Raw genomic sequence first — 23,286 nt, 5'->3', positions numbered from 1 at the left:
ACGCTCATTCATCGGGCTTTAGCCCAAACTTATAAAATAACAGATCCTTCCGTTGGCTGGGAGGATCTGTTTCAAACATAAGAAAAAATTAGCGTTGTATGCATATCAAGCTTCTCCAAATACCATTTCAGGAGAATACAGCTTTCTGAACATTATATACGTTACTGTTAGCACTGAAAAAGCGACCATCGCATCTACTGTAGACGGAAAACCAAATACTGCTATTTTGGAGAAAAAAGCAAAGAGGATGTCAAAAAACATTCCTGCAAATACCCATTCTTTCAATCTTAATAATCTATTGGGAAGCAGAAGAACCAGAACTCCTGCAATTTTAAAAACGCCCAATATATAAATGAAATGCGGCGGATAGCCAAGCTGTTGAGTAATATCCCACACCACAGTATTTTTTGTCAGTTCAAAGAAACCGCTGGCCCCAAACCATAACGACATAAAAATAACTCCTGCCCAATAGATGATTTTTGTTGTTTTTGTTTTCATTGTTGTAATTTTTAGTATTGATTAAATTGTATCTTATTTTATTTAAAAGTTGTCTTTGCTGATCCTGAAATTTCTCCGGTTTTCATATTCTGAATAAAAGCGATGACTTCCCAGTTTTCAGGAGAGAAACCTTCCGGAAGTTTGAATGCTGTGTTCCCTTCCTGCTGTTTATTCAATGAGATGGTGTTTTGTTTGTGAACAATTTGCCAATGATGAAGATGGCACCCTTCATTTTCACCTTTTCCTACCTGAGTAGAAGAATGTTTTTCCACCAGATTAACGAGAAGCATATTCTGAGGATCTTTGGAGGGTGCTTTGTAATGGACATTAACTGCATTCTGAGAAACGGTTGCAGATAATTCTACATTTGTTTTTTTAGTATCAAACAAGGCTTGCTGAATAGCATTTTTGATATTGTTTTCATCAGAACCTACAAATTCTGTTTTTCCGTTCACTACCAGCTGTGGAGTATAAACCTGTGAATTCAATATACGGCTATACTGCTGTTGTCGTTGAGAGTTTTCAGAACTGCTGAATCGGTCTTTCCATCCAAGGCGGTTCCAGTAATCCACATGATAGGAGAGTAGATAAACAGGTTCGTCCTTATATTCTTTTTCAATTTTTCCCATCAGCTCATCTGCCGGAGGGCAACTGGAGCAGCCTTCTGAAGTGAACAATTCCAACACTGCGAAACCATTGTTTTCATCAGCTGAATACTGTACAGTTTTTTGATCTTTATTTTGATGAATAAATGCTGAGGTAGCAAATAATAATGCTGTGAAAGCGCTTACTGTGATTAAGTTTTTTAGTATCATGTCTTTTAATTTGATTCAAAAGTAGATACTCTGCAAAGGCAAAAGAATACAAAAAAGGCTCAACCGGACAAATTAAAGGGTGAACCCGGAAATTGTGAGGGGAAGTATTTTAAGGCTGGATGCTGGAAGAGGGAGGAAGGAAGTTTTTGGAGTGCAAAAAGGAATCGATGTCTATATTTTTTGATAGTAAAAATATGAGCAATGAAGCTTAAAAAATTAAAGCAAAAGAAAACCCTGATCATCTTAATCAGGGCTATAATGTATTTAAAAAAGACATTCATAAATCGCATTGGCTACAAAGTACTTCCAGCACCCAACCTCCAGCTTCCTTTCTCCTTTACCTATCCTCCAGCCATGTGAAAAAACTATGGGTCTTTTCTTTGTTAATCAAAAGTTTCTCAGGGGTTTCAATGGTAAGCTTTACCAGTATTTTGCGTTGAAAATAATGTTCCATTTCTTTAATCGCTTTAAAGTTAACAAGATACTGTCTGTTGACTCTGAAAAACTGTTTATCAGAAACCTGTTCTGCTACCTGGCCCAAAGGTTGGGTAAGGGAAAACTGCTCTTTGGCAAATGTAACCAGATGGGTGATCTCATTGTGGATATAAAAATACGCAATGTCTTCTGTAGGAATCGTAGTATATTTCTGATTTTTGAAAACCAGGAAATTGCTTTTACCCGCAGGCTGATTCATTTTCTGTATGATGGATTCCAGATCCGGAAGATCATTTTTCTGGAAGAATTTTTTCAGTTCGTCAACCTTTCTCAGGGCTTCGGCAATATCTTCTTTTGAAAATGGTTTTAAGACATAGTCAACACCCTTACTTTTAAAAGCATCCAGCATATACTGATCAAAAGCAGTACAGAAAACCACAGGGCAGGTAATATCAACCGATTTGAAAATTTCAAAGGAAAGTCCGTCTGAAAGATGGATATCCATAAAAATAAGATCGGGTTTGATTTCCTTTAAGCCTTCAATACTTGTTTCAATACTGTCATAAACACCCAGTATTTTTGAGTCCGGTTTTAAGTCTGATATTAAATTCTGCAGGGATTTAGCTGCCCTGAATTCATCTTCAATAATGATTATATTCATGGATTAATGGTAGTTTTATCTGAAACGTTTTTTCGTCTGAATTAATAATAATATTCTTTTCCAGCAAGTGTTTGTAGCGCATTTTAATGTTGTCCAGCCCAACTCCCAAAGAATCTTCGGGGGTTACTTTTCGCTGGATAGGATTTTCGATCACAATATGATTATCAGCAGTATAAATTTTAATATGTAAAGGTTTGCTCTGCGAAACAATATTATGTTTGATACAGTTCTCCACCAAAAGCTGAAGCGTAAAAGGAGGAATAAGAGTTTGAGCGGTTTCCTTTCCAAGCTCGTTGGTAAACTTAATTCCTTCTCCGAAACGGGCTTTCTGAAGAAACAGATAAGAATCTACTATTCTCATTTCTTCCTGAACGCTGATTAAATCCAGTTTTCTGCTTTCAAGAGTAAATCTGTAAAAATCAGACAGTTTTACAATAAAATCAACGGTTTCTTCATCACGCGTTTCGGCCATCAGTTTTAACGTATTCAGACTGTTGAAAAGAAAATGTGGATTGATCTGCTGCTTTAATAATTCATATTGAGCTCCTAAATTGTCACTTTTTACCTTTTCCAGTTCAAGCTGCACCTGTTGTCCTGTATAATTATTCTGAAGTAGATTCAGGAACATATAACACACCAGATTGATCAGAATTCCTCTTACCTCAATCATCAGCATTACGGGACCAAAATTAATATGGGAGAGAATCAGCTGCTGAATCCATGCCAGACCAAACATAATCACCATCCCAAAAGCAAGTACCACCATCAATCTTGAATAAGAGATCTGTTGTCTTCGTTTTTTTGTGCGGTTCAGCATATAAATATTGATGTACCACATGATTACTGAAAATGCTGCTGTAATAGCTGAGTTTACCACGGCTTCTTTCCAGTTGAATTGATGGGATGCCAGCTGAGGTACGGATGATAAAATACCCAGGAAAATGGAGCTTATCCAGATAATGGCTTGTGAGATTTTTATTTTTTGCTGTTGCATGAAATCTACTGATTTGAAAAGGTTAAATTAATGTTTTTTATTGAAAATATTATGATAAATAGTGAAACAGGAGTTTTTTATTAAGGTCTGCTTACAGGGCGGTAACTCATAAAATATTGTATTCTTTCTTCTTTATTGGGAGAACTGTTTTGTGAAAGATCATTTTTAAGATCATAAGAAACGTTTCCGGCATTGTCAGCCTGAACAGTTTCAATACTTACCAATTCTCCGGTGATGGTTCCGCCGATGTATTGAGGATTATCATGATATTTCCAGGTTACCAGTTTCATGACAGCACCTGCTTCAGGGGTCTGGCTTTCCTTTGATAAAGATTCCAAAGCTTTTTCATTTCCATATAAAGCTGACATAGTTTCGTTCTTAGGGTTTAAAGAGTTGGAGATGAATTTCAGCTGGCCAGGATCAAAAACAATCCTTGAAAGAACATTATTTGTATCATTGTTTTCTTTGCTGCAAGCGGTAAGAGCAATAAGACTTACCAATAAGATGAAGATCGTATTTTTCATTTTTTCTGCAAATTTTGGATTAATCTTTGGGTATTGACTTTCATCGGGACGTCAAACAGATAACCTGTTTTTTCTGCTAATTGTCTGTGACAGGCGATGCAGGATTCTTTGGCGAAGGAAGCTGTTTTTCCTGTTGGATGGAGATCTTCTCCGGAGAATTTCGCAAATCCCCAACCCTCAGTATCTTGATATTGCTTGGAATCTTTTACCATAAATTGCGCATTGATAAATTTCCCAGGTCTGATTTCCCCATTTGGAAATTCCTGTTGCTTCCATACCGATTTTACGACTATACTTCCATCTGGCCATGGATGAAAATTTTCGGTTTCCACGGCTTTCACAGCAATATCATTTCCATAAATTACACGGATAGAATTATCAAAAAGCGTACTCATGCTGATGACCTTCCAGTTTTTGAAATCGGAAGTGTATTGAACTCCGTTGGGAGAAACCGGAAATTGAGCTGGAGTTGGGTCAGTTTTAGCTGCAGAAGGTAAATTGGGTTCAGTTTTATTGTGTACAGAAGATTGTGCTGAAGATAATGAAAGAGTGTATTTTTTAATGATTTCAATATCTTTTGCTGTAATCTTAGCTGAAGGATGCAGCAGCGTGTATTCATGAAGAGGCATTTTGCCACTTTGCATCATGTTCAGAATAGCATACATTTTTCCCTGATGATCAGCCGGTGAGTATTTTTCCCATTCAGAAAAATTCAGAACTTCTCTGGCTCTTTGGATGTCTTTATTGACCGCCCAGGAAACAGGAGCGATTTTATCATACCAGCTTAGATTCTGCTGGTTAGAATGACAGCTGAAACATGAGTTTTCCAGAATACTGATCACTTCCCTTGGAGCTTCTATTTTTCCTGTAACCGGTTTCCCTTCCAAAGGTCTGCTGAATAGCTGCAACCCTCCGAAAACTCCTAATATGGCCAGAAATACTATGGCAATGGGATTTCTTTTTTTCTTTACGGTATCCATAATGAGTATTGTTTTATTTTTCTGGATCAAAAGTAGGCCGGTAGCAGATGCTGTGAAACGGAAAACAGGCTGATCCGGACAAATCAAAAGGTGAATCCGGAATTTTTAACCCCGAAAATACACATGAAAAACCCCGGTAGTACATCTACCGGGATTTAATAAAAACTATTGTTTATAGAGTAAGGCCTCCGTCTATAATAATTTCGGTTCCCGTGACATATCCTGAAGATTCATTATCTGATAAATAAGTAACCAGTTTCGCAACTTCTTCAGCGGTTCCCATTTTCTTCAATGGAATCTGGTCAATAAGATGGCTGGTAAGATTTTTTAAAGTTTCTTCATCCAATCCAGCTTTGTTCATAATTTCAGTTTGTATAGGACCAGGGCTTATCATATTGACTCTGATTTTTCTTGGAGCTAATTCTGCTGCTGCCGTTTTGGCGATAGAATTCACCGCGGCTTTGCTTGCCTGATAAGCCGAACTGTTGGGTTTATAGGTAGAAGCGACAATAGAAGATAAAAAGATAACAGAAGCTCCATCGTTCAATAAAGGAATGAATTTGCTTAACGTAAAATAAGCTCCTCTGAAATTAATATTCATCACCTGATCAAAATTTTCAACATCCATATTTTCAATAGGTGTCAGAGTTCCTGTAATGCCGGCATTGATAAACAGAATATCTACTTTACCGAACTGTTTCTCTACTTCTTTCTTCAATAGATCGATATCATCAAGATGAGCCTGGTCTGCAATGAATGGGATTGCTCCAAGCTCCTGAGCCGCTTTTTCTACAGCTTCTTTTCGTCTTCCGGTGATGATCACGGTTGCTCCTTCTGAAATAAGTTCTTTGGCTGCAGCGAATCCGATTCCGCTGTTTCCTCCTGTTACGATAGCCAGTTTATGGGTTAATTTTTTCATTGTAAAATTTTTTGACAAAGTTATTTCAAAATGGTATACTTTTGTAACCAGTATCACAGAGTATACCAGTATAACGAATGATATCATTTAACTTTGCAACTATGGAAAGAGATCAGACAGAAGAACTTAGAGCATTACAAGATACTCTTTATTTTATCGGAGGGAAATGGCGGATTCCTGTGATCAATTCACTGTGTAACGGAAACAGACGCTTCAGAGAGATTGAACGAAGTATTCCCGGAATCACCACCAGAATGCTTTCCAAAGAACTGAAAGATATGGAGCTGAATAAACTGCTAAAACGTACTGTTTACCCGGAAACTCCTGTTTTAATAGAATATGAGCCCACAGAATATTGCCAAACCTTTGGAAACATCATTATGGAAATGATCAACTGGGGGAGAGAACATAGGAGAGTGATTGTAGAGGATAGATAGGTGAGAGGTGGCGGGTGTTAGGTTTCAGGGATTAGGGATGCGCCGACATTAATGAGTAAATAGGTACTTAAAATTCCCCTCCTCTGGAGGGGTGGCAAAAATTCAAAGAATTTTTGACGGGGTGGCTTACTGCGCAGATTATATCCACAAAAAAAGCCCCTTAAAAAAGGAGCTTTCATTTATATCAAAACGAACAATTAAATTCCGTCAATAATTTCATTTAACACAGTGCTAGGTCTCATTGCTGCATATGTTTTATACGTATCAGTTTTGTAGTATCCTTCAATGTTCTGAGGTTTACCTTGAGCACCAATTAATTCAGCATTGATTACTTCTTCGTTTTCCTGCATTGCCTGAGCAACAGGAGCAAACTGAGCTGCCAATTCAGCATCAGCAGTCTGGTTCGCTAACGCTTCCGCCCAGTACATTGCTAAATAGAAGTGAGAACCTCTGTTATCAATCTGACCTACTTTTCTTGCAGGAGATTTGTCTGTAGCTAAGAATTTAGCATTAGCCTCATCCAATGCGTCAGCTAGAACCTGAGATTTCGTGTTCCCCTGAGTTTGTGCAAGGTGCTCTAAAGAAGCCTGAAGTGCTAAGAATTCACCAAGAGAATCCCATCTTAAATATCCTTCTTCTAAGAACTGCTCAACGTGTTTTGGAGCAGAACCTCCGGCACCTGTTTCAAATAAACCACCTCCGTTCATCAATGGAACAATAGAAAGCATTTTTGCAGAAGTACCAAGCTCAAGGATTGGGAAAAGGTCTGTTAAATAATCTCTCAATACGTTTCCGGAAACAGAGATCGTATCTTTACCTTCTCTGGCTCTCTTCAACGTTTCTGTCATAGCATCTTTTACATCAAGAATTCTGATGTCAAGACCTGTTGTATCATGATCAGCAAGATATTTTTCTACTTTTTTGATGATTTCTCTGTCGTGAGCTCTTCCTTTGTCTAACCAGAAGATAGCAGGAGTATCAGATAATCTTGATCTGTTTACCGCCAATTTTACCCAGTCCTGGATAGGAGCATCTTTAGTCTGACACATTCTGAAAATGTCATCTTTTTCTACTTTCTGAGAAAGAAGAACGTTTCCAGCTTCGTCCTGAACTTCTACAGTTCCATCAGCAGTTAATTGGAAAGTTTTATCGTGAGATCCGTATTCTTCAGCTTTTTGAGCCATTAAACCTACGTTTGGAACAGATCCCATAGTGGTAGGGTCTAATTTTCCGTGTGCTTTCATATCGTCAATTACCGACTGATAGAAACCTGCGTAAGAACGGTCTGGAATGATACAAACTGTATCTTCTTCGTTTCCTTCTTTGTTCCACATTTTACCTCCACCTCTTACAAGAGCAGCCATAGATGCATCAACAATAATGTCAGAAGGTACGTGGAAGTTAGTAATTCCTTTATCAGAATTTACCATTGCCACTCTAGGTCCTTCAGCAAGAGCTTTTTCAATATCAGCTTTGATATCAGCCTCCTGAGCATTTCCTTTGATTTTGTCGAAAAGATCTGCAAGACCATTATTTGGATTGATGTCTAAAGACTTGAAAGTCTCAGCATATTTAGTAAATACTTCTTTGAAGAAAGTCTCAACGATAGCCCCGAAAATGATTGGGTCAGAGATTTTCATCATGGTTGCTTTAAGGTGAGCAGAAAGAAGTACATTTCTTTTCTTAGCTTCCTCGATAGCTTCCTGAACGAATGCTCTTAACGCATTCAGGTTCATTACAGAAGAATCAATTACTTCACCAGCCTGAAGACCTGCGAAGTCTTTTAATACAGATTCAGAACCGTCGTTTCCTTTGAATACGATTCTGTATTTGGTAGCATTTTCTAATGTTGTAGAAGTTTCCGTACCGTAGAAATCACCATTGTTCATGTGAGCTACGTCAGTTTTGCTGTCAGATGCCCAGTTACCCATTCTGTGTGGGTTTGCTTTTGCATAATTTTTAACAGCTTTTGGAGCACGTCTGTCAGAGTTTCCTTCTCTTAATACAGGGTTTACAGCACTTCCTAATACTTTCGCATATTTAGCTTTGATTGCTTTTTCTTCATCATTTTTAGGCTCTGCAGGATAGTTTGGAACTGCGAAACCTTTACCTTGTAATTCAGCAATAGCTGCATCCAATTGAGGTACAGAAGCAGAAATGTTAGGTAACTTAATGATGTTCGCATCAGGTTGTGTTGCCAATGTGCCTAGTTCTGCCAAAGCATCACCGATTTTTTGATCGTCTTTTAAAAACTCAGGGAAGTTGGCTAAAATTCTTCCTGCCAGAGAAATATCCGGAACTGCAATTTCGATATCTGCTGATTTTGTAAAAGCTTTTACGATTGGTAAAAATGAATGAGTAGCCAGCATTGGAGCTTCATCAGTAAGTGTGTAATAGATTTTTGATTTTTCTGACATTATACTGTAATTTTTTATTTGAAATTTTAAGTCCCACAAATTTAGTAAATATCATTGTTTTATTTAAGATATTTCCATAAAAAAACACGCTTTTGACTCTTTAATTTTATATCTGTATAATTTATGCTTCACTTCCTTTCATAATTATTTTAAAAACAATTTTACAATTTTCATAAGCTGAACTTTTTGCCCATAAAATCTTCATTTTTTAGAGTATGGAAATTGTGAATTTTTTGTTTGGAGACTTGATTATCAAACGGATGAATTTTATTTTCACTTTAAGATTAATTTAACCATAATAAAACGGATAAAATTTTCTTTTTTGATTAAATTTGAAAAACTTTAAAAATAAATATTATGTCCACGACAATCACTTTAAAAGGAAACGAAGTACACACAATAGGAACATTGCCATCAGTAGGAACCACTGTAAAAGATTTTACATTGGTAGATTCAGGATTAGCGGTAAAAACTCTTGAAACTTTTGCAGGAAAGAAAAAAGTATTCAATATTTTCCCAAGTATTGATACGCCTACTTGTGCTGCTTCTTCCAGAAAATTCAATGAAGAGGCTTCAAAACTTGATAATACAGTTGTGATCAATGTTTCTAAAGATCTTCCATTCGCATTAGGAAGATTCTGTGCAGCTGAAGGATTGAATAATGTGGAAACGCTATCAGACTTCAGAAGTAGCTTCGGAGATGATTATGAAGTGACTATTGCAGACTCTCCTTTGAAAGGTTTATTGAGCCGTGCGGTAATTGTAACTGACGAAAACAATAAAGTAGTTTATACAGAACAGGTTCCGGAAATTGCTAATGAACCTAATTATGATGCCGCTCTTGCAGCATTGAAATAATAAAATAATTTTTGTAGAAAAGCCTTGTGAATATCATTTTTGCAAGGCTTTTTTTGAATATAACACCAAATCAAATCACACCAAATGACGTCAAATAATTATCAGAGATATGGAGAACTTTTTCAGGTAGACTCCGATCATTTTGAAGAATTCTATGCCTTACTTCAGGACACAAAGCTCTTAAAATCCGATTTTTTCCTCAAACAGGGGGAAAAATGCAAATATCTGGGATTTATTAAAAAAGGAACCATCAGATCTTTTTACATCAACGATCAGGGACGCGAAATTAATTTCGGATTCTATTTCGAAAATGAATTTTTTACTGATTACGAAAGTATTCTTTGTGATACCGTATCCAATATGAATATTCAGGCTCTCGAAAACTGTGAAATTCTACTGCTAAGCAAAGACCATTTACAGGATTTATATAAAAAGAAGCGTACTGGCAGCAGTTCGGAAGAGTAATGAGTGAAAAGATTTATCTGGATGCCAAAAAACGGATCGATGATCTTTTGTGCTTTTCCCCTGAAAACAGATACCTTAATCTTGTTAAAAAACAGCCTGCACTCTTTCAGAAAATTGCCCAGAAACACATTGCCAGTTACCTTGGCGTAACAGAACAATCACTCAGCCGTATCAGAAGCCGTATTGTTAATTAACTTAAGTTAACGTCCACCCATGTTTTAAACCGTAGCTTTATCATCATCAAACATCATCAAATTTTAACACAATCATTATGGAACAAAAAGATTTAACCATTATTTTGGTACACGGAGCATGGGGAGACGGATCACACTGGCAGTACATTATCCCTTCACTGACAAAAGCAGGGTATAAAGTAAGAAGTGTTCAGAATCCATTAACATCGTTACAGGACGATATTAACAAGACAAAAGATCTTATTGATGTCCAGGAAGGGAAAGTACTTCTGGTAGGACACTCTTATGGCGGTGCCGTTATTTCAGGAGCAGGGCATCATGATAAAGTTGCAGGACTGGTATATATTGCAGCTTTCGCACCAGATGCAGGAGACAGTCTGGGATCTCTGTTAGGAAGAAGAGAATCTCCAGGTGGAGCAAGTATTTATCCTGATAACAAAGGTTTCTTATGGATTAAATATGATGAATTCAAATCTGCTTTCTGTCAGGACTTAGACGATGAAAAAGCTCTGGTAATGTCACTATCGCAAAAACCTATTCACGGACAGTGTTTTGGTGATGTAGCAGGTGAACCGGCATGGAAAATGCGCCCAAGTTGGTATCAGATTTCGTTGCAGGACCGTATGATTCCCGCAGAAACAGAAAAAGAGATGGCAGAACGCCTTGAACCAAAGAAAATAATCTCTTTAGATGCAGGACATGCTTCATTGGCATCACATCCGGAAGAAGTTACCCAATTAATTTTAGAGGCAGCTGCTTCCGTTTAATACAAAATACAGTACAATAATTGATTAAGCCTTGTGAATTTTACGTAATTTCACAAGGCTTTTTTAATGAAAAAATACTTTAGAAATGGTAACAAGAATCGTAGCCAATATTAAAACCAATGATCTTTCCAGAGCCCATCAATTTTATCAGGATATTTTAGAACTCGATGTATTGATGGATCATGGCTGGATTAAAACGCTGGGTAACGAAGAAGAAGCTAAAATTCAGATCAGCTTTGCCGAACAGGGAGGAAATGATACGGAAGTTCCCGATCTTTCTGTTGAAGTGGACAATCTGGATGAAGTGTATGACAAAATGAAAAATGCCGGTTTTGAAATCACTTACGAACTCACTAATGAGGACTGGGGAGTTCGAAGATTTTTCGTTAAAGATCCTTTTCAGAAGTTGATCAATATACTGTCTCACCAATAAATACATTGTACAATGAAAGCAGATAGAATTATTCCTGTATTAAGAATTTTCGATTATCAGAAAACAAAAGAATTTTATGTAGACTGGCTGGGATTTGAGATCGTCTGGGAACATTATTTTGATGAAAATACACCCGTTTATATGGAAGTGAAAAGAGAAAATATCATTTTCCATTTAAGTGAACATCACGGGGATGGAACACCTGGAACAAGGGTTGCTGTCTGGGGTGAAGGCGTTCCCGAATATCACAAAGAACTGATTGATAAACAATACAAATACAACCGTCCCGGACTTGAAAAAACATTTTACGGAGCAGTATCTTTTACCGTAATTGATCCTTTTGGAAATAAAATTACCTTTGAAGAAGAATACAATGAAGTAAAGCACAAAGATCTGGAACTGTACTCACACGATTGATAAAGCTATGTTTTCCAGTGTACATCAGGAGTTTGAAGCTCCGGAAGAATTAAAGGATACCATCAAATGCTTTTGGTATAACAGAAGAGATTATGGAGAAAAACTGTCCGAATTCACAGTACTTCCGGATGGTTATGCAGAAATTATTTTTCATTTTGGAAGCGGATGCAGTATTTCTCATCAGGGAATTCTACAGGTTTTACCTTCTCCGTTTATCATGGGACTGCTCAATCAGCCAGCTCTTTTTCATGCTCAAAATCAACTGGAAATTATCGGAATCAGATGTTTCCCATGGGCTGTTTTTGATTTGCTGGAGCTTTCATCAGAAAAAACGGAAAACGGAGTTCATACATTCGGACATCCTGTTGCACAGCTTCAAACTATATTGACTGATCTCATTGCTCAAGGAAAAATAAAAGAAGCTATTGCCCAGGTAGAACAATATTTTCTGAAATTGCATGAAAATATTACAGCAGACAGTCTCCTCTCTAAAGCTGGGGCTGCCATGAGAAAAAATAAAGGAGCCATTTCTGTAAATCAAGTGGCTGACTCAGCCCATACAACGGTTCGGACGTTAGAAAGAAAATTTAAACAATCTTCCGGTCATACGGTAAAAGATGTGTCCGGGATTATGCGTTTTGAGCAGATAAGAAATCGTCTGTGGAATGCTCCTGAGACTCCCATTGTTGAACTTGCACAGGATTTTGGATATACAGACCAATCTCATTTAAGCAGAGAGTTTAAACGTTATAGTGGCACAACACCTGCTGTTTTCGCTAGAGAAGCCAAAAAGAGAAAGCAGACCTTGAGCAATGATTTTGTCGCATTTGTACAAGCATGATACAACTGCATTTCTGAATTTTGTACCTAATAAATACATTAAAAATTATGGTACTGAATCATAAAAAAGTGGCTATCATTGGTGCCGGGCCTGTTGGTTTAACAATGGCTGTTCTGTTACAGCAAAAAGGCGTTGAAGTAAATGTTTATGAAAGAGATCTGAATGCACAGACAAGAGTCTGGGGCGGAACCTTGGATCTTCATAAAGAATCAGGACAGAAAGCGATGAAAAAAGCGGGTCTGTTGGATCAATATTACGCTGCAGCCTTACCCATGGGAATCAAAATTGCCGATGAACAGGGAAATATTCTGTTTACAAAAGAAATTACTCCCGAAAATCAATATGACAATCCAGAAATTAATAGAAATCATCTGAGAGAAATGCTGCTTGGTAGTCTGGCAGATGATACCGTAATCTGGGATATGAATTTTACAGGAATGGAAGAGAATAATGGACAATGGCTGCTTCATTTTAAAGACAAACCTGATGTAACTGCTGATCTGGTGATTGGAGCTAATGGTGGAATGTCCAAAGTAAGAAAATACGTCACGGAAGCAGAAGTGGAAGAAACGGGAACGTTTATCATTCAGGGAGATGTTCCTCAGCCTGAAAAAGCTTGTCCCGAATTTTTCAACTGGTGTGATGGGAAAAGACCGATGGCAGCTTTTGAAGGCAATTTATTGGTAGCCAATCCTTATAATAATGGTGCTTTGACGTATGGAGTTATATTCAAAAAACCTGAAGAATGGAAAGATGGATGTACTTTAGATTTTCAAAATACTGAACAGGTCCGTCAGTTTCTTTCTGAAAGATTTTCTTCATGGAGTGAGCTTTATCAGCAATTATTCCAATCAACTTCATTTTTTGTAGGGTTGCCAACAAGAAGAATTCCATTAGAAAAATCCTGGAAAAATAACCGTTTGTTGCCTGTAACATTAATTGGTGATGCCGCTCATCTGATGCCACCTTTTGCAGGACAAGGGGTGAATACCGGTTTGTTGGATGCTTTAATCTTATCAGAAAATCTGACAGAAGGAAAATATCCAACCATCTCCGAAGCTATTAACACTTATGAAAAAGAAATGTTTCTTTATGCCAAAGAAGCACAGTTTGAATCCAATAAAAACGAACTGGAAATGCGTGATGTCAACTTCTCTTTTACAAGCTTTATCCAATAATTAATGATTCGGATCATTAAAAAATAAGAGGAATAAAACTTACCTTTACATTTTAAAAACAGAATGAAACGTTCAGGAACAGCAGATTTACCTCTTCACTATGGCAAAGTACCGCCATGGCTGTATGAGCGCATGTCTGTTCTGGGACTGTCCATTATTGAAGTCATTCTGATGGATTACGGTAAAGATGAAGTTTTGCGTCGACTGGCAGATCCGTTCTGGTTTCAGAGTTTTGGTGCAGTGATGGGAATGGACTGGCATTCTTCAGGAATTACCACTTCCGTTATGGGCGCTTTGAAACGTTCTATTAACCCTAATTCACAATCTTTGGGACTTTACATCTGTGGTGGAAAAGGGAAATTATCCAGAGAAACTCCTTCAGAACTCATCAGGATTGCAGATAAAACCGGATTGAACGGAACAGATCTGGTAAGAGCCAGCAAACTTTCTGCAAAAGTAGATAATACAGCCATTCAGGATGGTTATCAATTGTATTTGCACAATTTCATTCTTTCAGATAATGGAAACTGGAGCGTTATTCAACAGGGAATGCATGAATCCGACGGAACAGCAAGAAGATATCACTGGCATTCCGAAAATATCACTTCATTTGTAGAAAAACCTCACACAGGAATCAATGGAATTTCAAGAGGTCAAATTCTTAACCTTACCGATACTGAAGCTTCGGAAAACAGAAAAGGAATTCTGGATATTTCCCATACCGATTCGGCTGAGGTGATGAAGGATTTTGCAAGACTGATTCTTCCTGCCCATCATGATGTTCAGGCTTCTGATGTTGATTTGAAACGTCTCGGAGCACTTCTGTATGTGACCAGAGAACAGCAGCCTCAGAATTTTGAAGACTTGCTGATGCTGGAAGGAGTAGGGCCAAGAACCATGCAGTCATTGGCTTTGGTAAGTGAAGTGATTCACGGAGCGCCTTCAAGATTTGCTGATCCGGCAAGGTTTTCCTTTGCTCATGGTGGTAAAGACGGACATCCTTTCCCTGTCCCGATTAATACGTATGACGAAAGTATCAGCATTCTCAGAAAAGGAATTGAAAAATCCAAGCTGGGAAATTCTGATAAGCTGAATTCTTTAAACAAGCTTCACCAGATTGTCACTGAAGCAGAAAAAGACTTTACACCGGATTTTGATATCCAGCAGGTGATTGAAGAAGAAAGACAAAATTCATGGCGTTTCGGTGGAAAAACCGTGTTTGGAGATGCCCAGAAACCCAATCCTCCAAAAGCGATCCAGCTTTCTCTGTTTTAGGTTTTACTATTTCTTTTAAAAGTTTACGATTGTTATCATCGGCCAATAGTCATTCCCATCCTCCGGAGGGGTGGCGAAAATTCAAAGAATTTTTGACGGGGTGGTCAGAAATGATATGTCTTAAATAACTGTTTAAAAACTATCGGCTTTAGAAATGTCTTTTATTTCAGTGTGGTATCTTGTTTTTTATAAAAGTATTATATTCTTTGTTTAATGTTTTTTACTTTTAATTCAATTAAAAATTTTACTTTTAAAGACTTAAAAAAATGACACCAATGACCAATAAAGCTTTAGAAATTTGTTATGATTTCCCTTTCTTTTTCCCGGAAGAGCTTGCTGAAATATTTCAGGCTCATGAAAAAACATCTTTCCAGAAAGGTGATTTCATTCTTGAAGAAGGAAAAACGGCCAATGAATATTATATTCTTGAAAGTGGATTGGCGCGTTCCTATGTGAATGATTTCAACGGAAATGAAGTAACTACTCATTTTTTTGTAGAAAATGAAGTCATTATTGAGGTTTTGTCAATGTTTCAGAGAGTTCCCTCTCAGGAAAATATCGTTTGTATTACAGACTGTGAATGCTGGAGGCTGGATTATGATACCTTTCAGGAATTGTTCCATAAAATCCCAAACCTCAGAGAATGGGGAAGATCGTGGATGTCTCAGGAACTTTTTGCCTACAAACAAAGATCTGTAGAAATGTTTACCCTTTCTGCCACCAGAAGATATCTTAATTTGCTTGAGCAGAAATCTAAAGTCATCCAATTTGCACCCTTGAAACAAATTGCTTCCTATCTGGGAGTTACAGACACTTCTTTAAGCCGTATCCGTAAGGAAATCGTCTCCCATCCTAAGAAAATTTAAATCTTGCCCTATGACAAGTAGATTTTCATTGTACCTCGGTAATTTTGGATTACAGTTTAACACTAAAATTACGAAAAATGAAAGTCAACCAAATTTATGTGAACCTTCCGGTAAAAGATGTACAGAAAACAAAAGAATTCTGGACTAAGGTAGGTTTTTCTATCAATGAACAATTCTCTGATGATAAAGCAACCTGTGTTGTTTTGAATGATACCATCTATGCTATGTTTCTGCAGGAAGATTATTTTATGACCTTCACCAATAAACCTGTTGCCAAAGAAAATACCAGTCAGGTTCTTGTAGCAGTAGGCTTAGACAGTCGTGAAGAAGTGGATACAATCGTAAATACCGCTGTAGAGAACGGAGCGTGGCAACATGAAGAGCCTCAGGACTACGGATGGATGTACCAGAATTCTTTCTGGGATCTGGATGGGCATGGCTGGAATATCACTTTTGCCGATATGTCTCAAATGCCGACTGAATAATTTAAATCCAAATTAAAATCAAATCTTGTCCTATGGCAAGCACATTCTCACCATATCCTGGTAATTTTGGATAACAATCACCACTAAAATTTACAAAATGAACATTACCGATATTTACGTCAATTTACCCGTAAAAGACGTTCAAAAAACCAGAGAATTCTGGACGAAGCTTGGCTTTTCTATTAATGAACAGTTTTCAGATGATAAAGCAATATGTGTAGTGATGAAAGAAAATCATATCTACACAATGTTTCTTAAAGAAGAATTTTTCCAAACTTTTACCAACAGACCTTTTGCGAAAGGAGATACTACTCAGGTACTTCTTGCCATCGGGGTAAACAGTCGGGATGAAGTAGATGGTATGGTAAAAACAGCCATTGAAAACGGAGGCTCAAAATACAGTGAACCTGTAGATTACGGATGGATGTATCAAAGCAGTTTTGCAGATATCAATGGCCATCAGTGGGAAGTAATGCATGGAGATGTTTCTCAGATTCCTGCCGAATAGTCTGCTCATATCACAAAAATATACATCCAATGGAAACACAGTCAAACGATATAGAAATCATCAAAAATCAGGTAGCCAGTAACTACTATGTAATTACGATGAATATTGACGGTATTACCCACGAAGAATCAATGATTTTTCCTAATGGTGAAGCCAATTGTATGAACTGGATTCTTGGGCATTTGATCCAAATCAGAAATCCTTTACTGAATATTTTAGGAGAAGAATCTGTCTGGGACAGTGAAAAATTTTCTTGTTACAACAGAGGAGAAATGCCTTTGGATCGAAAAGATGAATTGGTCAACTTTGAAGATTTAAAATCCTATCTGAAACAATCTCAGGATAAGCTGGAAGCAAAACTCAGCACTCTTGAAAGCTTTCAGGCTGAAATGATTAAAGATATATCCACTCTCAGCCTTCATGAAATCTATCACAGCGGACAGCTAGGCTATCTCCGCAGAATTTTAGGAAAACCGGGTGCTATAAAATAGCATGCTATTTTTAGATTCCTTGCTTTGCTCGGAATGACAAGTACATCGCTGAAATATTAGTATTACATTTTTAAATGAATACAATTTTATCGAAGATAAAATCCTCGCGCCTTAAAAACGCATAGTTTGTAAAACTATTAGCGCCCTCGCGTTTCTCCAACCTACTAAACTCTAATTTCTAACTTCTAATTAAAAATGGACACACCAAAATCAAAAAAAATGGAAGTCATTATTCCGGCTTACAGAATGCATTCCCAAAGCTTTATGAATGTTTTGGACGGCATTTCGGAAGAAGACGCTTTGAAAAGAATTGAGAATAAAACCAATCATATCGTATGGATGGCAGGAAACTTTATCAACATGCGCTATGGCTTAGGCTGGGTACTTGGACTTCGTGACGAAGATCCCTACAGCGATTTATTTTTCCAGGGAAAAGCACTGGATACAAGTTTTAAGTATCCAACGCTTGCTGAATTAAAAGAAAACTTTCATGCTATTTCTGCCAAAGTATTTCAAAAACTTCATGAAGTAACCGATGAAGAGCTGGATGAAATATTTGAAATAGGAATGAATATCCCTTTCATTAAAGAAACAAAACTCAATTTTGTCGGAATGTCTATCGGTCGTGAAGACTATTTATGCGGACAGATAGGCTTAATGCGAAGAATTTTAGATTATCCGGGCATGAAGTATGACGTGGACGAAAATCTTAAGTATTAACAATGAATCCAGTAGAAAAAGGCTATAAAAAAGTCAACGGAATCCAATTGTATTATGAAATCTATGGATCAGGAAAGCCTTTGGTATTGATTCATGGCGGTGGTTCTTCCATGCTCTATGATTTTAAAGAAGTCATTACAAGACTGGAAGATCAATTTCAGTTGATAGGAATCGATTTACAAAATCATGGCAGAAGTGAACATCGGGATATTCCTGAAAGATTTGAACAGGATGCTGATGATGTAGCCGGACTTTTAGCAGAACTTACTATCGGGAAAGCTTCATTCTGGGGATTCAGTAATGGAGGAAGTACCGTAATGCAGATTGGCCATCGTCATCCGGGAATAGTTGAAAAATTGGTCGTTGCTTCAGCTTTTTATAAAAGAAACGGGATGATAGACGGCTTTTTTGAAGGCATGCAGGAAGCCACTTTCGAATCAATGCCGGAACCTTTTAAAATTAATTTTTTAAATCTCAATCCGGATTTTTCAAAACTGGAAAACCTTTTTGAGAAAGACTGCACAAGGATGCAAACGTTCGAAGATTGGGATGATGAGGTGCTGACGTCTATAAAGTCACCCACATTATTTATCAGTGGAGATCAGGATGTGATGAAGCCGGAACATACAGCAGCAATGTGGAGGCTGGTAAAAGATTCACGATTAATGATCCTTCCTGCCACTCATGGCACTTATATGATGCCGGACTTTGACGGAAGTATGGATACCCATCTAATAGACTTTACCGTCAGAGAAGTGGTGAAATTTTTAAACCATTAAGCATTTTTTATTCATAGTAAATTAATTAATTCTTAATGGACCAACAGTAGAAACTATATCTTATAATAATAACTTTAAAATTAAAAATCATGGCTAAATTAAATCCATACCTAAATTTTGATGGAACAGCAGAAGAAGCGTTCAATTTTTACAAAACTGTTTTCGGTGGTGAATTCGTTGGAGGAATTCATAAAATGGGAAATGCTCCCGGAACAGAAAATCTTTCTGAAGAAGAAAAAAACAGAGTAATGCACATTGCTCTGCCTATCGGAGGCGATTTATTAATGGCATCTGATATTGTACCGGGGTTTGGGCAGACTCTTACGGTAGGAAACAACAATTATGTTTCTATTTTCCCTGATTCCAAAAGTGAAGCAGACAGGATTTTTAAAGAACTTTCTGACGGCGGAAATGTAGAAATGCCAATTGAAGATCAGTTTTGGGGAGACTATTTTGGGTGTTTCCAGGATAAGTACGGTGTTCATTGGATGGTGAACTATAATGACGAATACGCAAAATAATCTTATATTTAACTAATTATATGAAGAGTTGCCCAAAAATGGGCATCTCTTTATTCAAACTTAAAAAATAGAACTATGGATCCAATTAAAATAGACATTACAATTTTAGCACCGGTGGAAAAGGTTTGGAGTTATTTCAATGAACCCAAACATATCACGAAATGGAATTTCGCTCATGAAAGCTGGCAGTGTCCTAGTTCTGAAAATAACCTTACGGTAGGGGGCAAATTCAAAAACAGAATGGAAGCGAAAGACAAAAGTTTCGGATTCGATTTTGAAGGAGTATATGATGAAATAGTTCCTCATGAGGTCATTAAATACCACATGGAGGACGGACGAAAAGTAGAAGTTGTTTTCAATAAAATAGATGAGAATACAACGAAAGTCATTGAAATTTTCGATCCGGAAAAACAAAATTCTGTGGAAATGCAGCGAGATGGCTGGTATGCTATTCTCAACAACTTCCACAAGTATGTTGAGAATCATTAACAATATTTTTTGTAGCCATGATCAATCTAGTTATCATGTCAAAGAGTTTAAACTCTATTTATGCTTTTAATTATGACTCTGCAGAGCAATTCCTTCACGGAGTTATTGCAATACCTGCAAGAAGAGCCTTAGAAAAAGAAAAAATAAATTCTTTGGAAAAACTTTCAGATTATTCCGAAAAAGAAATCATGCAGCTGCATGGTTTCGGTAAAAATGCGATGATGAAGCTGAAGAATTACATGAAAGAAAATCAGGTCTGCTTTAAAGAAGCATAATAAATATACAAGTAGAAAATTTGCAGTGTCTTACAGTAAAACGTAATAGTGTCGTTTCAATGTAAAGGCATAAGATCCGTTTTGCTTTTGTATAGAGAATTTAAAAGTATAAATACATTTTTCTTGTTAAAATTTAAAATTATGAATAACGATATTTTCCCATGTCTCTGGTATGATGGAGACGCCAAGCAGTCTGCAGAATTTTATTGTAAAGTTTTTGGAGGCGAAATCACAGCAGATACTCCTGTTGTGATGAACATTGATTTGTTTGGACAAAGAATCATGCTTCTGAATGGAGGCCCGCAATTCAAAAAAAATGCTTCTATATCTTTTATGGTAATCTGTGAAACAGAAGACGAAGTTCAAAAATACTGGGATCAGTTACTGGATGGCGGAATAGCTTTGATGGAACTGGGATCTTACTCATGGAGTCCGAAATACGGATGGGTTCAGGATAAATATGGAGTAACATGGCAGTTGTTTTTAGGAGAAAAAGCAAGTGACCAGAAAATAATTCCTACATTGATGTTTATCCATCAGAATAATGGAAAAGCTAAAGAAGCAATGGAGCTTTATACCAGAACTTTTCCCAATTCAAGTATCGGGAATATATTAACCTATGGAGCAGGCAGTGAAGGCCATGATATACCAGAACCAGCAGAAAATGTTCAGCATGCTCATTTTACGATCGATAATTACAGCTTATTCTGTATGGATAATTCCTATGACCATCAGTTTGACTTTAATGAAGGAATATCATTGGTGGTAATGACAGATGACCAGGATCAAACTGACAAATACTGGAATACTTTTACGGCAGACGGAGGAAGAGAAAGCATGTGTGGCTGGCTGAAAGATAAATATGGATTAAGCTGGCAGATTGTTCCTAAAAGACTTATCCAGTTAATGAATGATGCTGATCGTGAAAAAGCTTATAAAGTAGTTCAGGCAATGATGAAAATGCAGAAAATTATCATCCAGGATCTGGAAGATGCTTATAATTCTTAAACTTTCGGCGTATTGTTTGATGTAATTTAGAGAAAAGATTTGCTTATGAAAACACAGAACAAATCAAAATCTAAGTCAAAAGTCCCTAAAGAAGGGTTATTTCCGGAAATTATCAGGAACGATTATCAGGGAAGCCGGAAGCTGAAGGGTAAGAAAGCGGTTATTTCAGGAGGAGACAGCGGCATAGGACAGGCTGTAGCGGTTCATTTCGCCAGAGAAGGAGCAGATGTCGCCATTATCTATAAAGAAAGTGACGATGATGCCAGAGAAACCAAAAAACTGGTTGAAAAAGAAGGGCAGAAGTGTCTTCTGGTTAAAGGAGATCTCACCCGGAAAGCGTTCAGAGCCAAATGTGCAGACAAAATTAAAGAAGAGTGGAAGAACCTGGATATTCTTGTTAATAATGCAGGAATTCATACCTCAAAAAGCACTCTGGAAAAAATTTCTGATGAACAGATTCAGGAAACATTTGATACCAATATCATGTCGATGATTTCATTCACCAGAAATTTTCTCCCGTTGATACAAAAAGGAGGAAGAATAATCTGTACCACTTCTGTCACAGCTTATCGTGGAAGCGACCACTTAATAGATTATGCCGCAACAAAAGGTGCTGTTTTATCTTTTATCCGTTCTTTGGCAGATAACCTTGCAGAAAAGAAAATTCTGGTAAACGGGATTGCTCCCGGACCAATATGGACACCTTTGGTGAAAGAAGCTTTTGATGATCTTTCCTCATTTGGAAAAGATACTCCGCTGAAACGAGCGGGACAACCTTCTGAAGTAGCACCAGCCTATGTTTTTCTTGCTTCCAAAGATGCAAGTTATATCACAGGAGAAATAATTCACATTAACGGCGGTGATTTTGTCGGAGGATAAGAAGTTAGAGGTTAGAAATTAGAATTTAGAATTCTCTCACCCTAAAACCCTCTGACTCTCAAGCCCTCAAACCCAATCACCTGCAACCTATTATCTACAACCTAATACCTTAAAAAATATATGGAAAAATTATCATACGAAATAGAAATCAATGCAGAAGCTGAAAAAGTATGGAGTGTACTTTGGGGAGACATTACCTACAGACAATGGACAACAGCTTTTACTGATGGTTCTTTTTATGAGGGAACGCTGGAAGAAAATAATATTGTCAAATTTCTTGATCCTAAGAACAATGGGATGTACAGCAGAGTAGAAAAAGTGATTCCCAACGAAGAAATAAAATTTCTGCATCTGGGTGAAATTTATGACGGTATTGAAGTGCCTAAGGATTGGGGAGAAGCCACAGAAGCTTACTTTCTTGAAGAGAACGAAGAAGGAACTTTACTGAAAACAGAAATTCAGACGCCGGCAGAATTTAAAGAATTTTTTGAAGAGAAATTTCCAAAGGCAATGTCAATCGTGAAACATCTCTCAGAAAATCAGTTGTAAACAATTCGGTTTGAACTAAAAGAAAAATCATTTGAGCTTTGAGATTGCTTCACTTTGCTCACAATGACCACTTAAAAAAATGAAACAAATGGAAACCTTATCATACGAAACAGTAATTGATGCTCCTTTGCAAAAAGTATGGGACATCCTCTGGAATCCTGAAACGTACAGCGAATGGACCAAGTATTTCGGTGCAGGATCTATTATGAAATCCGACTGGAAGGTAGGCGGAAAAACCTATTTCCTTAATGCTCATGGGGAAGGAATGGTTTCAACCATAGACAGCCTGGATGAACCTAACCAGATTGTATTTAAACATCTGGGAATGGTGGATAAAGAGGGAAACGAAGATACCCAGAGTAAGGAAGTTATGGAATGGAACGGAAGTTTTGAAAAATACTTTCTGATAGACTTTGGCGGAAAAACAAAACTTCATGCTGAAGTTCAGGTAGAAAAACAATGGCAGGATCACATGAACACAGGCTTCACAAAAGGATTAATGGTTGTGAAAAGCCTTGCAGAAGGAGTGAGTTTGGGTTCAGTTTGATGAAGTTCAATGTTTAATGTTTAATGTTTAGAGTTGCTATTTTACCCTGAATACTAATATC

At 37.2% G+C, this 23,286-nt stretch carries 31 protein-coding genes; 23 read left to right on the top strand and 8 right to left on the bottom strand.

Going from position 1 to position 23,286, the window contains the following annotated elements; translation table 11 throughout:
• Positions 1–105 precede the first annotated feature (105 nt).
• The 7 genes from NK356_RS09310 to NK356_RS09280 form a co-directional block, all read right to left on the bottom strand.
• Positions 106–498, bottom strand: a complete 393-nt coding sequence (locus NK356_RS09310) for a DoxX family protein (protein ID WP_253316814.1) — start codon at positions 496–498, stop codon at positions 106–108.
• Between the two features lie 38 nt (positions 499–536).
• Positions 537–1,313 carry a thioredoxin family protein gene (locus NK356_RS09305; RefSeq protein ID WP_253316813.1) on the bottom strand — a complete coding sequence of 259 codons (777 nt, stop codon included), beginning with the start codon at positions 1,311–1,313 and terminating at the stop codon, positions 537–539.
• A gap of 337 nt (positions 1,314–1,650) precedes the next feature.
• Positions 1,651–2,409 (bottom strand): LytTR family DNA-binding domain-containing protein, encoded by a 759-nt coding sequence (locus tag NK356_RS09300; RefSeq protein WP_034697286.1) that lies wholly within the window; start codon positions 2,407–2,409, stop codon positions 1,651–1,653.
• Entirely contained in the window at positions 2,390–3,403 is a 1,014-nt protein-coding gene (locus NK356_RS09295) for a sensor histidine kinase (RefSeq protein WP_253316812.1), read from the bottom strand. The genes NK356_RS09300 and NK356_RS09295 overlap by 20 nt, the downstream gene beginning before the upstream one ends.
• An 80-nt stretch (positions 3,404–3,483) precedes the next feature.
• Positions 3,484–3,927: a hypothetical protein gene (locus tag NK356_RS09290; RefSeq protein WP_034697288.1), complete on the bottom strand. Its 444-nt coding sequence runs from the start codon at positions 3,925–3,927 to the stop codon at positions 3,484–3,486.
• A complete protein-coding gene (locus NK356_RS09285; protein WP_253316811.1) occupies positions 3,924–4,907 on the bottom strand; it encodes a heme-binding domain-containing protein in 984 nt (327 codons plus the stop codon). Before NK356_RS09285 ends, NK356_RS09290 begins: the two co-directional genes overlap by 4 nt.
• Positions 4,908–5,079: 172 nt before the next feature.
• Positions 5,080–5,826 (bottom strand): SDR family oxidoreductase, encoded by a 747-nt coding sequence (locus NK356_RS09280; protein WP_253316810.1) that lies wholly within the window; start codon positions 5,824–5,826, stop codon positions 5,080–5,082.
• 101 nt (positions 5,827–5,927) lie between these two features.
• Here NK356_RS09280 and NK356_RS09275 point away from each other — a divergent pair, with 101 nt between their 5' ends.
• Positions 5,928–6,263, top strand: coding sequence for a helix-turn-helix domain-containing protein (locus NK356_RS09275; protein WP_253316809.1), 336 nt, complete (start codon positions 5,928–5,930; stop codon positions 6,261–6,263).
• Positions 6,264–6,460: 197 nt separating this feature from the next.
• On the opposite strand, the gene NK356_RS09270 is transcribed toward NK356_RS09275, so the two are convergent.
• Positions 6,461–8,680: an NADP-dependent isocitrate dehydrogenase gene (locus tag NK356_RS09270; protein WP_253316808.1), complete on the bottom strand. Its 2,220-nt coding sequence runs from the start codon at positions 8,678–8,680 to the stop codon at positions 6,461–6,463.
• 357 nt (positions 8,681–9,037) lie between these two features.
• Between NK356_RS09270 and tpx the strand changes: the two genes are divergently transcribed.
• The 22 genes from tpx (at position 9,038) to NK356_RS09160 (ending at position 23,225) form a co-directional block, all read left to right on the top strand.
• The gene (tpx, locus tag NK356_RS09265; RefSeq protein WP_034697294.1) at positions 9,038–9,538 is read left to right on the top strand and encodes a thiol peroxidase; all 501 of its coding nucleotides are present in this window, start codon (positions 9,038–9,040) and stop codon (positions 9,536–9,538) included.
• 84 nt (positions 9,539–9,622) lie between these two features.
• Complete coding sequence (locus tag NK356_RS09260) at positions 9,623–10,003, top strand: Crp/Fnr family transcriptional regulator (RefSeq protein ID WP_253316807.1); 381 nt, start codon at positions 9,623–9,625, stop codon at positions 10,001–10,003.
• Positions 10,003–10,197 (top strand): hypothetical protein, encoded by a 195-nt coding sequence (locus NK356_RS09255; RefSeq protein WP_253316806.1) that lies wholly within the window; start codon positions 10,003–10,005, stop codon positions 10,195–10,197. The genes NK356_RS09260 and NK356_RS09255 overlap by 1 nt, the downstream gene beginning before the upstream one ends.
• A gap of 77 nt (positions 10,198–10,274) precedes the next feature.
• A complete protein-coding gene (locus tag NK356_RS09250) occupies positions 10,275–10,964 on the top strand; it encodes an alpha/beta hydrolase (protein WP_253316805.1) in 690 nt (229 codons plus the stop codon).
• Positions 10,965–11,049: 85 nt separating this feature from the next.
• The gene (locus NK356_RS09245) at positions 11,050–11,397 is read left to right on the top strand and encodes a VOC family protein (RefSeq protein WP_253316804.1); all 348 of its coding nucleotides are present in this window, start codon (positions 11,050–11,052) and stop codon (positions 11,395–11,397) included.
• A gap of 12 nt (positions 11,398–11,409) precedes the next feature.
• Entirely contained in the window at positions 11,410–11,814 is a 405-nt protein-coding gene (locus NK356_RS09240) for a glyoxalase/bleomycin resistance/extradiol dioxygenase family protein (protein ID WP_034697298.1), read from the top strand.
• 7 nt (positions 11,815–11,821) lie between these two features.
• Entirely contained in the window at positions 11,822–12,655 is an 834-nt protein-coding gene (locus tag NK356_RS09235) for an AraC family transcriptional regulator (protein WP_253316803.1), read from the top strand.
• A 17-nt stretch (positions 12,656–12,672) separates the two neighbouring features.
• Entirely contained in the window at positions 12,673–13,833 is a 1,161-nt protein-coding gene (locus NK356_RS09230) for an NAD(P)/FAD-dependent oxidoreductase (protein WP_253316824.1), read from the top strand.
• A gap of 63 nt (positions 13,834–13,896) precedes the next feature.
• Positions 13,897–15,108, top strand: coding sequence for a DUF763 domain-containing protein (locus NK356_RS09225; protein WP_034697301.1), 1,212 nt, complete (start codon positions 13,897–13,899; stop codon positions 15,106–15,108).
• 275 nt (positions 15,109–15,383) lie between these two features.
• On the top strand, positions 15,384–15,974 hold the full coding sequence (locus tag NK356_RS09220) for a Crp/Fnr family transcriptional regulator (protein WP_051934448.1): 591 nt from the start codon (positions 15,384–15,386) through the stop codon (positions 15,972–15,974).
• Positions 15,975–16,051: 77 nt separating this feature from the next.
• Positions 16,052–16,459: a VOC family protein gene (locus NK356_RS09215; RefSeq protein WP_253316802.1), complete on the top strand. Its 408-nt coding sequence runs from the start codon at positions 16,052–16,054 to the stop codon at positions 16,457–16,459.
• A 97-nt stretch (positions 16,460–16,556) separates the two neighbouring features.
• Positions 16,557–16,967, top strand: a complete 411-nt coding sequence (locus NK356_RS09210; protein ID WP_047433547.1) for a VOC family protein — start codon at positions 16,557–16,559, stop codon at positions 16,965–16,967.
• Between the two features lie 29 nt (positions 16,968–16,996).
• Positions 16,997–17,458: a hypothetical protein gene (locus NK356_RS09205; protein WP_034697305.1), complete on the top strand. Its 462-nt coding sequence runs from the start codon at positions 16,997–16,999 to the stop codon at positions 17,456–17,458.
• Positions 17,459–17,653: 195 nt separating this feature from the next.
• Entirely contained in the window at positions 17,654–18,178 is a 525-nt protein-coding gene (locus NK356_RS09200) for a DinB family protein (protein ID WP_253316801.1), read from the top strand.
• A 2-nt stretch (positions 18,179–18,180) separates the two neighbouring features.
• Positions 18,181–18,957, top strand: a complete 777-nt coding sequence (locus NK356_RS09195; protein ID WP_034697308.1) for an alpha/beta fold hydrolase — start codon at positions 18,181–18,183, stop codon at positions 18,955–18,957.
• 89 nt (positions 18,958–19,046) lie between these two features.
• Positions 19,047–19,478 (top strand): VOC family protein, encoded by a 432-nt coding sequence (locus NK356_RS09190; protein WP_034697309.1) that lies wholly within the window; start codon positions 19,047–19,049, stop codon positions 19,476–19,478.
• Positions 19,479–19,553: 75 nt separating this feature from the next.
• A complete protein-coding gene (locus NK356_RS09185; protein ID WP_034697311.1) occupies positions 19,554–19,967 on the top strand; it encodes an SRPBCC family protein in 414 nt (137 codons plus the stop codon).
• A 35-nt stretch (positions 19,968–20,002) separates the two neighbouring features.
• Positions 20,003–20,242, top strand: a complete 240-nt coding sequence (locus NK356_RS09180; protein ID WP_253316800.1) for a hypothetical protein — start codon at positions 20,003–20,005, stop codon at positions 20,240–20,242.
• A 141-nt stretch (positions 20,243–20,383) separates the two neighbouring features.
• Positions 20,384–21,250, top strand: coding sequence for a VOC family protein (locus NK356_RS09175; protein WP_034697312.1), 867 nt, complete (start codon positions 20,384–20,386; stop codon positions 21,248–21,250).
• A 45-nt stretch (positions 21,251–21,295) separates the two neighbouring features.
• Positions 21,296–22,129, top strand: coding sequence for an SDR family oxidoreductase (locus NK356_RS09170; protein WP_253316799.1), 834 nt, complete (start codon positions 21,296–21,298; stop codon positions 22,127–22,129).
• A gap of 120 nt (positions 22,130–22,249) precedes the next feature.
• Positions 22,250–22,678, top strand: a complete 429-nt coding sequence (locus NK356_RS09165) for an ATPase (protein ID WP_034697315.1) — start codon at positions 22,250–22,252, stop codon at positions 22,676–22,678.
• An 88-nt stretch (positions 22,679–22,766) separates the two neighbouring features.
• On the top strand, positions 22,767–23,225 hold the full coding sequence (locus NK356_RS09160; protein ID WP_253316798.1) for an SRPBCC domain-containing protein: 459 nt from the start codon (positions 22,767–22,769) through the stop codon (positions 23,223–23,225).
• Positions 23,226–23,286 lie beyond the last annotated feature (61 nt).

This window comes from Chryseobacterium sp. S0630, assembly GCF_024158915.1.
In the GTDB taxonomy this organism is placed as follows: Bacteria; Bacteroidota; Bacteroidia; order Flavobacteriales; family Weeksellaceae; genus Chryseobacterium.
Note: the sequence above shows the minus strand (reverse complement) of the source record. Positions and strands in the feature narration are given on the sequence as shown.

Coding starts and splice junctions, on each gene's coding strand:
- NK356_RS09310 (WP_253316814.1), bottom strand. CDS start 498: ATGAAAACAAAAACAACAAAAATCATCTATTGGGCAGGAGTTATTTTT.
- NK356_RS09305 (WP_253316813.1), bottom strand. CDS start 1,313: ATGATACTAAAAAACTTAATCACAGTAAGCGCTTTCACAGCATTATTA.
- NK356_RS09300 (WP_034697286.1), bottom strand. CDS start 2,409: ATGAATATAATCATTATTGAAGATGAATTCAGGGCAGCTAAATCCCTG.
- NK356_RS09295 (WP_253316812.1), bottom strand. CDS start 3,403: ATGCAACAGCAAAAAATAAAAATCTCACAAGCCATTATCTGGATAAGC.
- NK356_RS09290 (WP_034697288.1), bottom strand. CDS start 3,927: ATGAAAAATACGATCTTCATCTTATTGGTAAGTCTTATTGCTCTTACC.
- NK356_RS09285 (WP_253316811.1), bottom strand. CDS start 4,907: ATGGATACCGTAAAGAAAAAAAGAAATCCCATTGCCATAGTATTTCTG.
- NK356_RS09280 (WP_253316810.1), bottom strand. CDS start 5,826: ATGAAAAAATTAACCCATAAACTGGCTATCGTAACAGGAGGAAACAGC.
- NK356_RS09275 (WP_253316809.1), top strand. CDS start 5,928: ATGGAAAGAGATCAGACAGAAGAACTTAGAGCATTACAAGATACTCTT.
- NK356_RS09270 (WP_253316808.1), bottom strand. CDS start 8,680: ATGTCAGAAAAATCAAAAATCTATTACACACTTACTGATGAAGCTCCA.
- tpx (WP_034697294.1), top strand. CDS start 9,038: ATGTCCACGACAATCACTTTAAAAGGAAACGAAGTACACACAATAGGA.
- NK356_RS09260 (WP_253316807.1), top strand. CDS start 9,623: ATGACGTCAAATAATTATCAGAGATATGGAGAACTTTTTCAGGTAGAC.
- NK356_RS09255 (WP_253316806.1), top strand. CDS start 10,003: ATGAGTGAAAAGATTTATCTGGATGCCAAAAAACGGATCGATGATCTT.
- NK356_RS09250 (WP_253316805.1), top strand. CDS start 10,275: ATGGAACAAAAAGATTTAACCATTATTTTGGTACACGGAGCATGGGGA.
- NK356_RS09245 (WP_253316804.1), top strand. CDS start 11,050: ATGGTAACAAGAATCGTAGCCAATATTAAAACCAATGATCTTTCCAGA.
- NK356_RS09240 (WP_034697298.1), top strand. CDS start 11,410: ATGAAAGCAGATAGAATTATTCCTGTATTAAGAATTTTCGATTATCAG.
- NK356_RS09235 (WP_253316803.1), top strand. CDS start 11,822: ATGTTTTCCAGTGTACATCAGGAGTTTGAAGCTCCGGAAGAATTAAAG.
- NK356_RS09225 (WP_034697301.1), top strand. CDS start 13,897: ATGAAACGTTCAGGAACAGCAGATTTACCTCTTCACTATGGCAAAGTA.
- NK356_RS09220 (WP_051934448.1), top strand. CDS start 15,384: ATGACCAATAAAGCTTTAGAAATTTGTTATGATTTCCCTTTCTTTTTC.
- NK356_RS09215 (WP_253316802.1), top strand. CDS start 16,052: ATGAAAGTCAACCAAATTTATGTGAACCTTCCGGTAAAAGATGTACAG.
- NK356_RS09210 (WP_047433547.1), top strand. CDS start 16,557: ATGAACATTACCGATATTTACGTCAATTTACCCGTAAAAGACGTTCAA.
- NK356_RS09205 (WP_034697305.1), top strand. CDS start 16,997: ATGGAAACACAGTCAAACGATATAGAAATCATCAAAAATCAGGTAGCC.
- NK356_RS09200 (WP_253316801.1), top strand. CDS start 17,654: ATGGACACACCAAAATCAAAAAAAATGGAAGTCATTATTCCGGCTTAC.
- NK356_RS09195 (WP_034697308.1), top strand. CDS start 18,181: ATGAATCCAGTAGAAAAAGGCTATAAAAAAGTCAACGGAATCCAATTG.
- NK356_RS09190 (WP_034697309.1), top strand. CDS start 19,047: ATGGCTAAATTAAATCCATACCTAAATTTTGATGGAACAGCAGAAGAA.
- NK356_RS09185 (WP_034697311.1), top strand. CDS start 19,554: ATGGATCCAATTAAAATAGACATTACAATTTTAGCACCGGTGGAAAAG.
- NK356_RS09180 (WP_253316800.1), top strand. CDS start 20,003: ATGTCAAAGAGTTTAAACTCTATTTATGCTTTTAATTATGACTCTGCA.
- NK356_RS09175 (WP_034697312.1), top strand. CDS start 20,384: ATGAATAACGATATTTTCCCATGTCTCTGGTATGATGGAGACGCCAAG.
- NK356_RS09170 (WP_253316799.1), top strand. CDS start 21,296: ATGAAAACACAGAACAAATCAAAATCTAAGTCAAAAGTCCCTAAAGAA.
- NK356_RS09165 (WP_034697315.1), top strand. CDS start 22,250: ATGGAAAAATTATCATACGAAATAGAAATCAATGCAGAAGCTGAAAAA.
- NK356_RS09160 (WP_253316798.1), top strand. CDS start 22,767: ATGGAAACCTTATCATACGAAACAGTAATTGATGCTCCTTTGCAAAAA.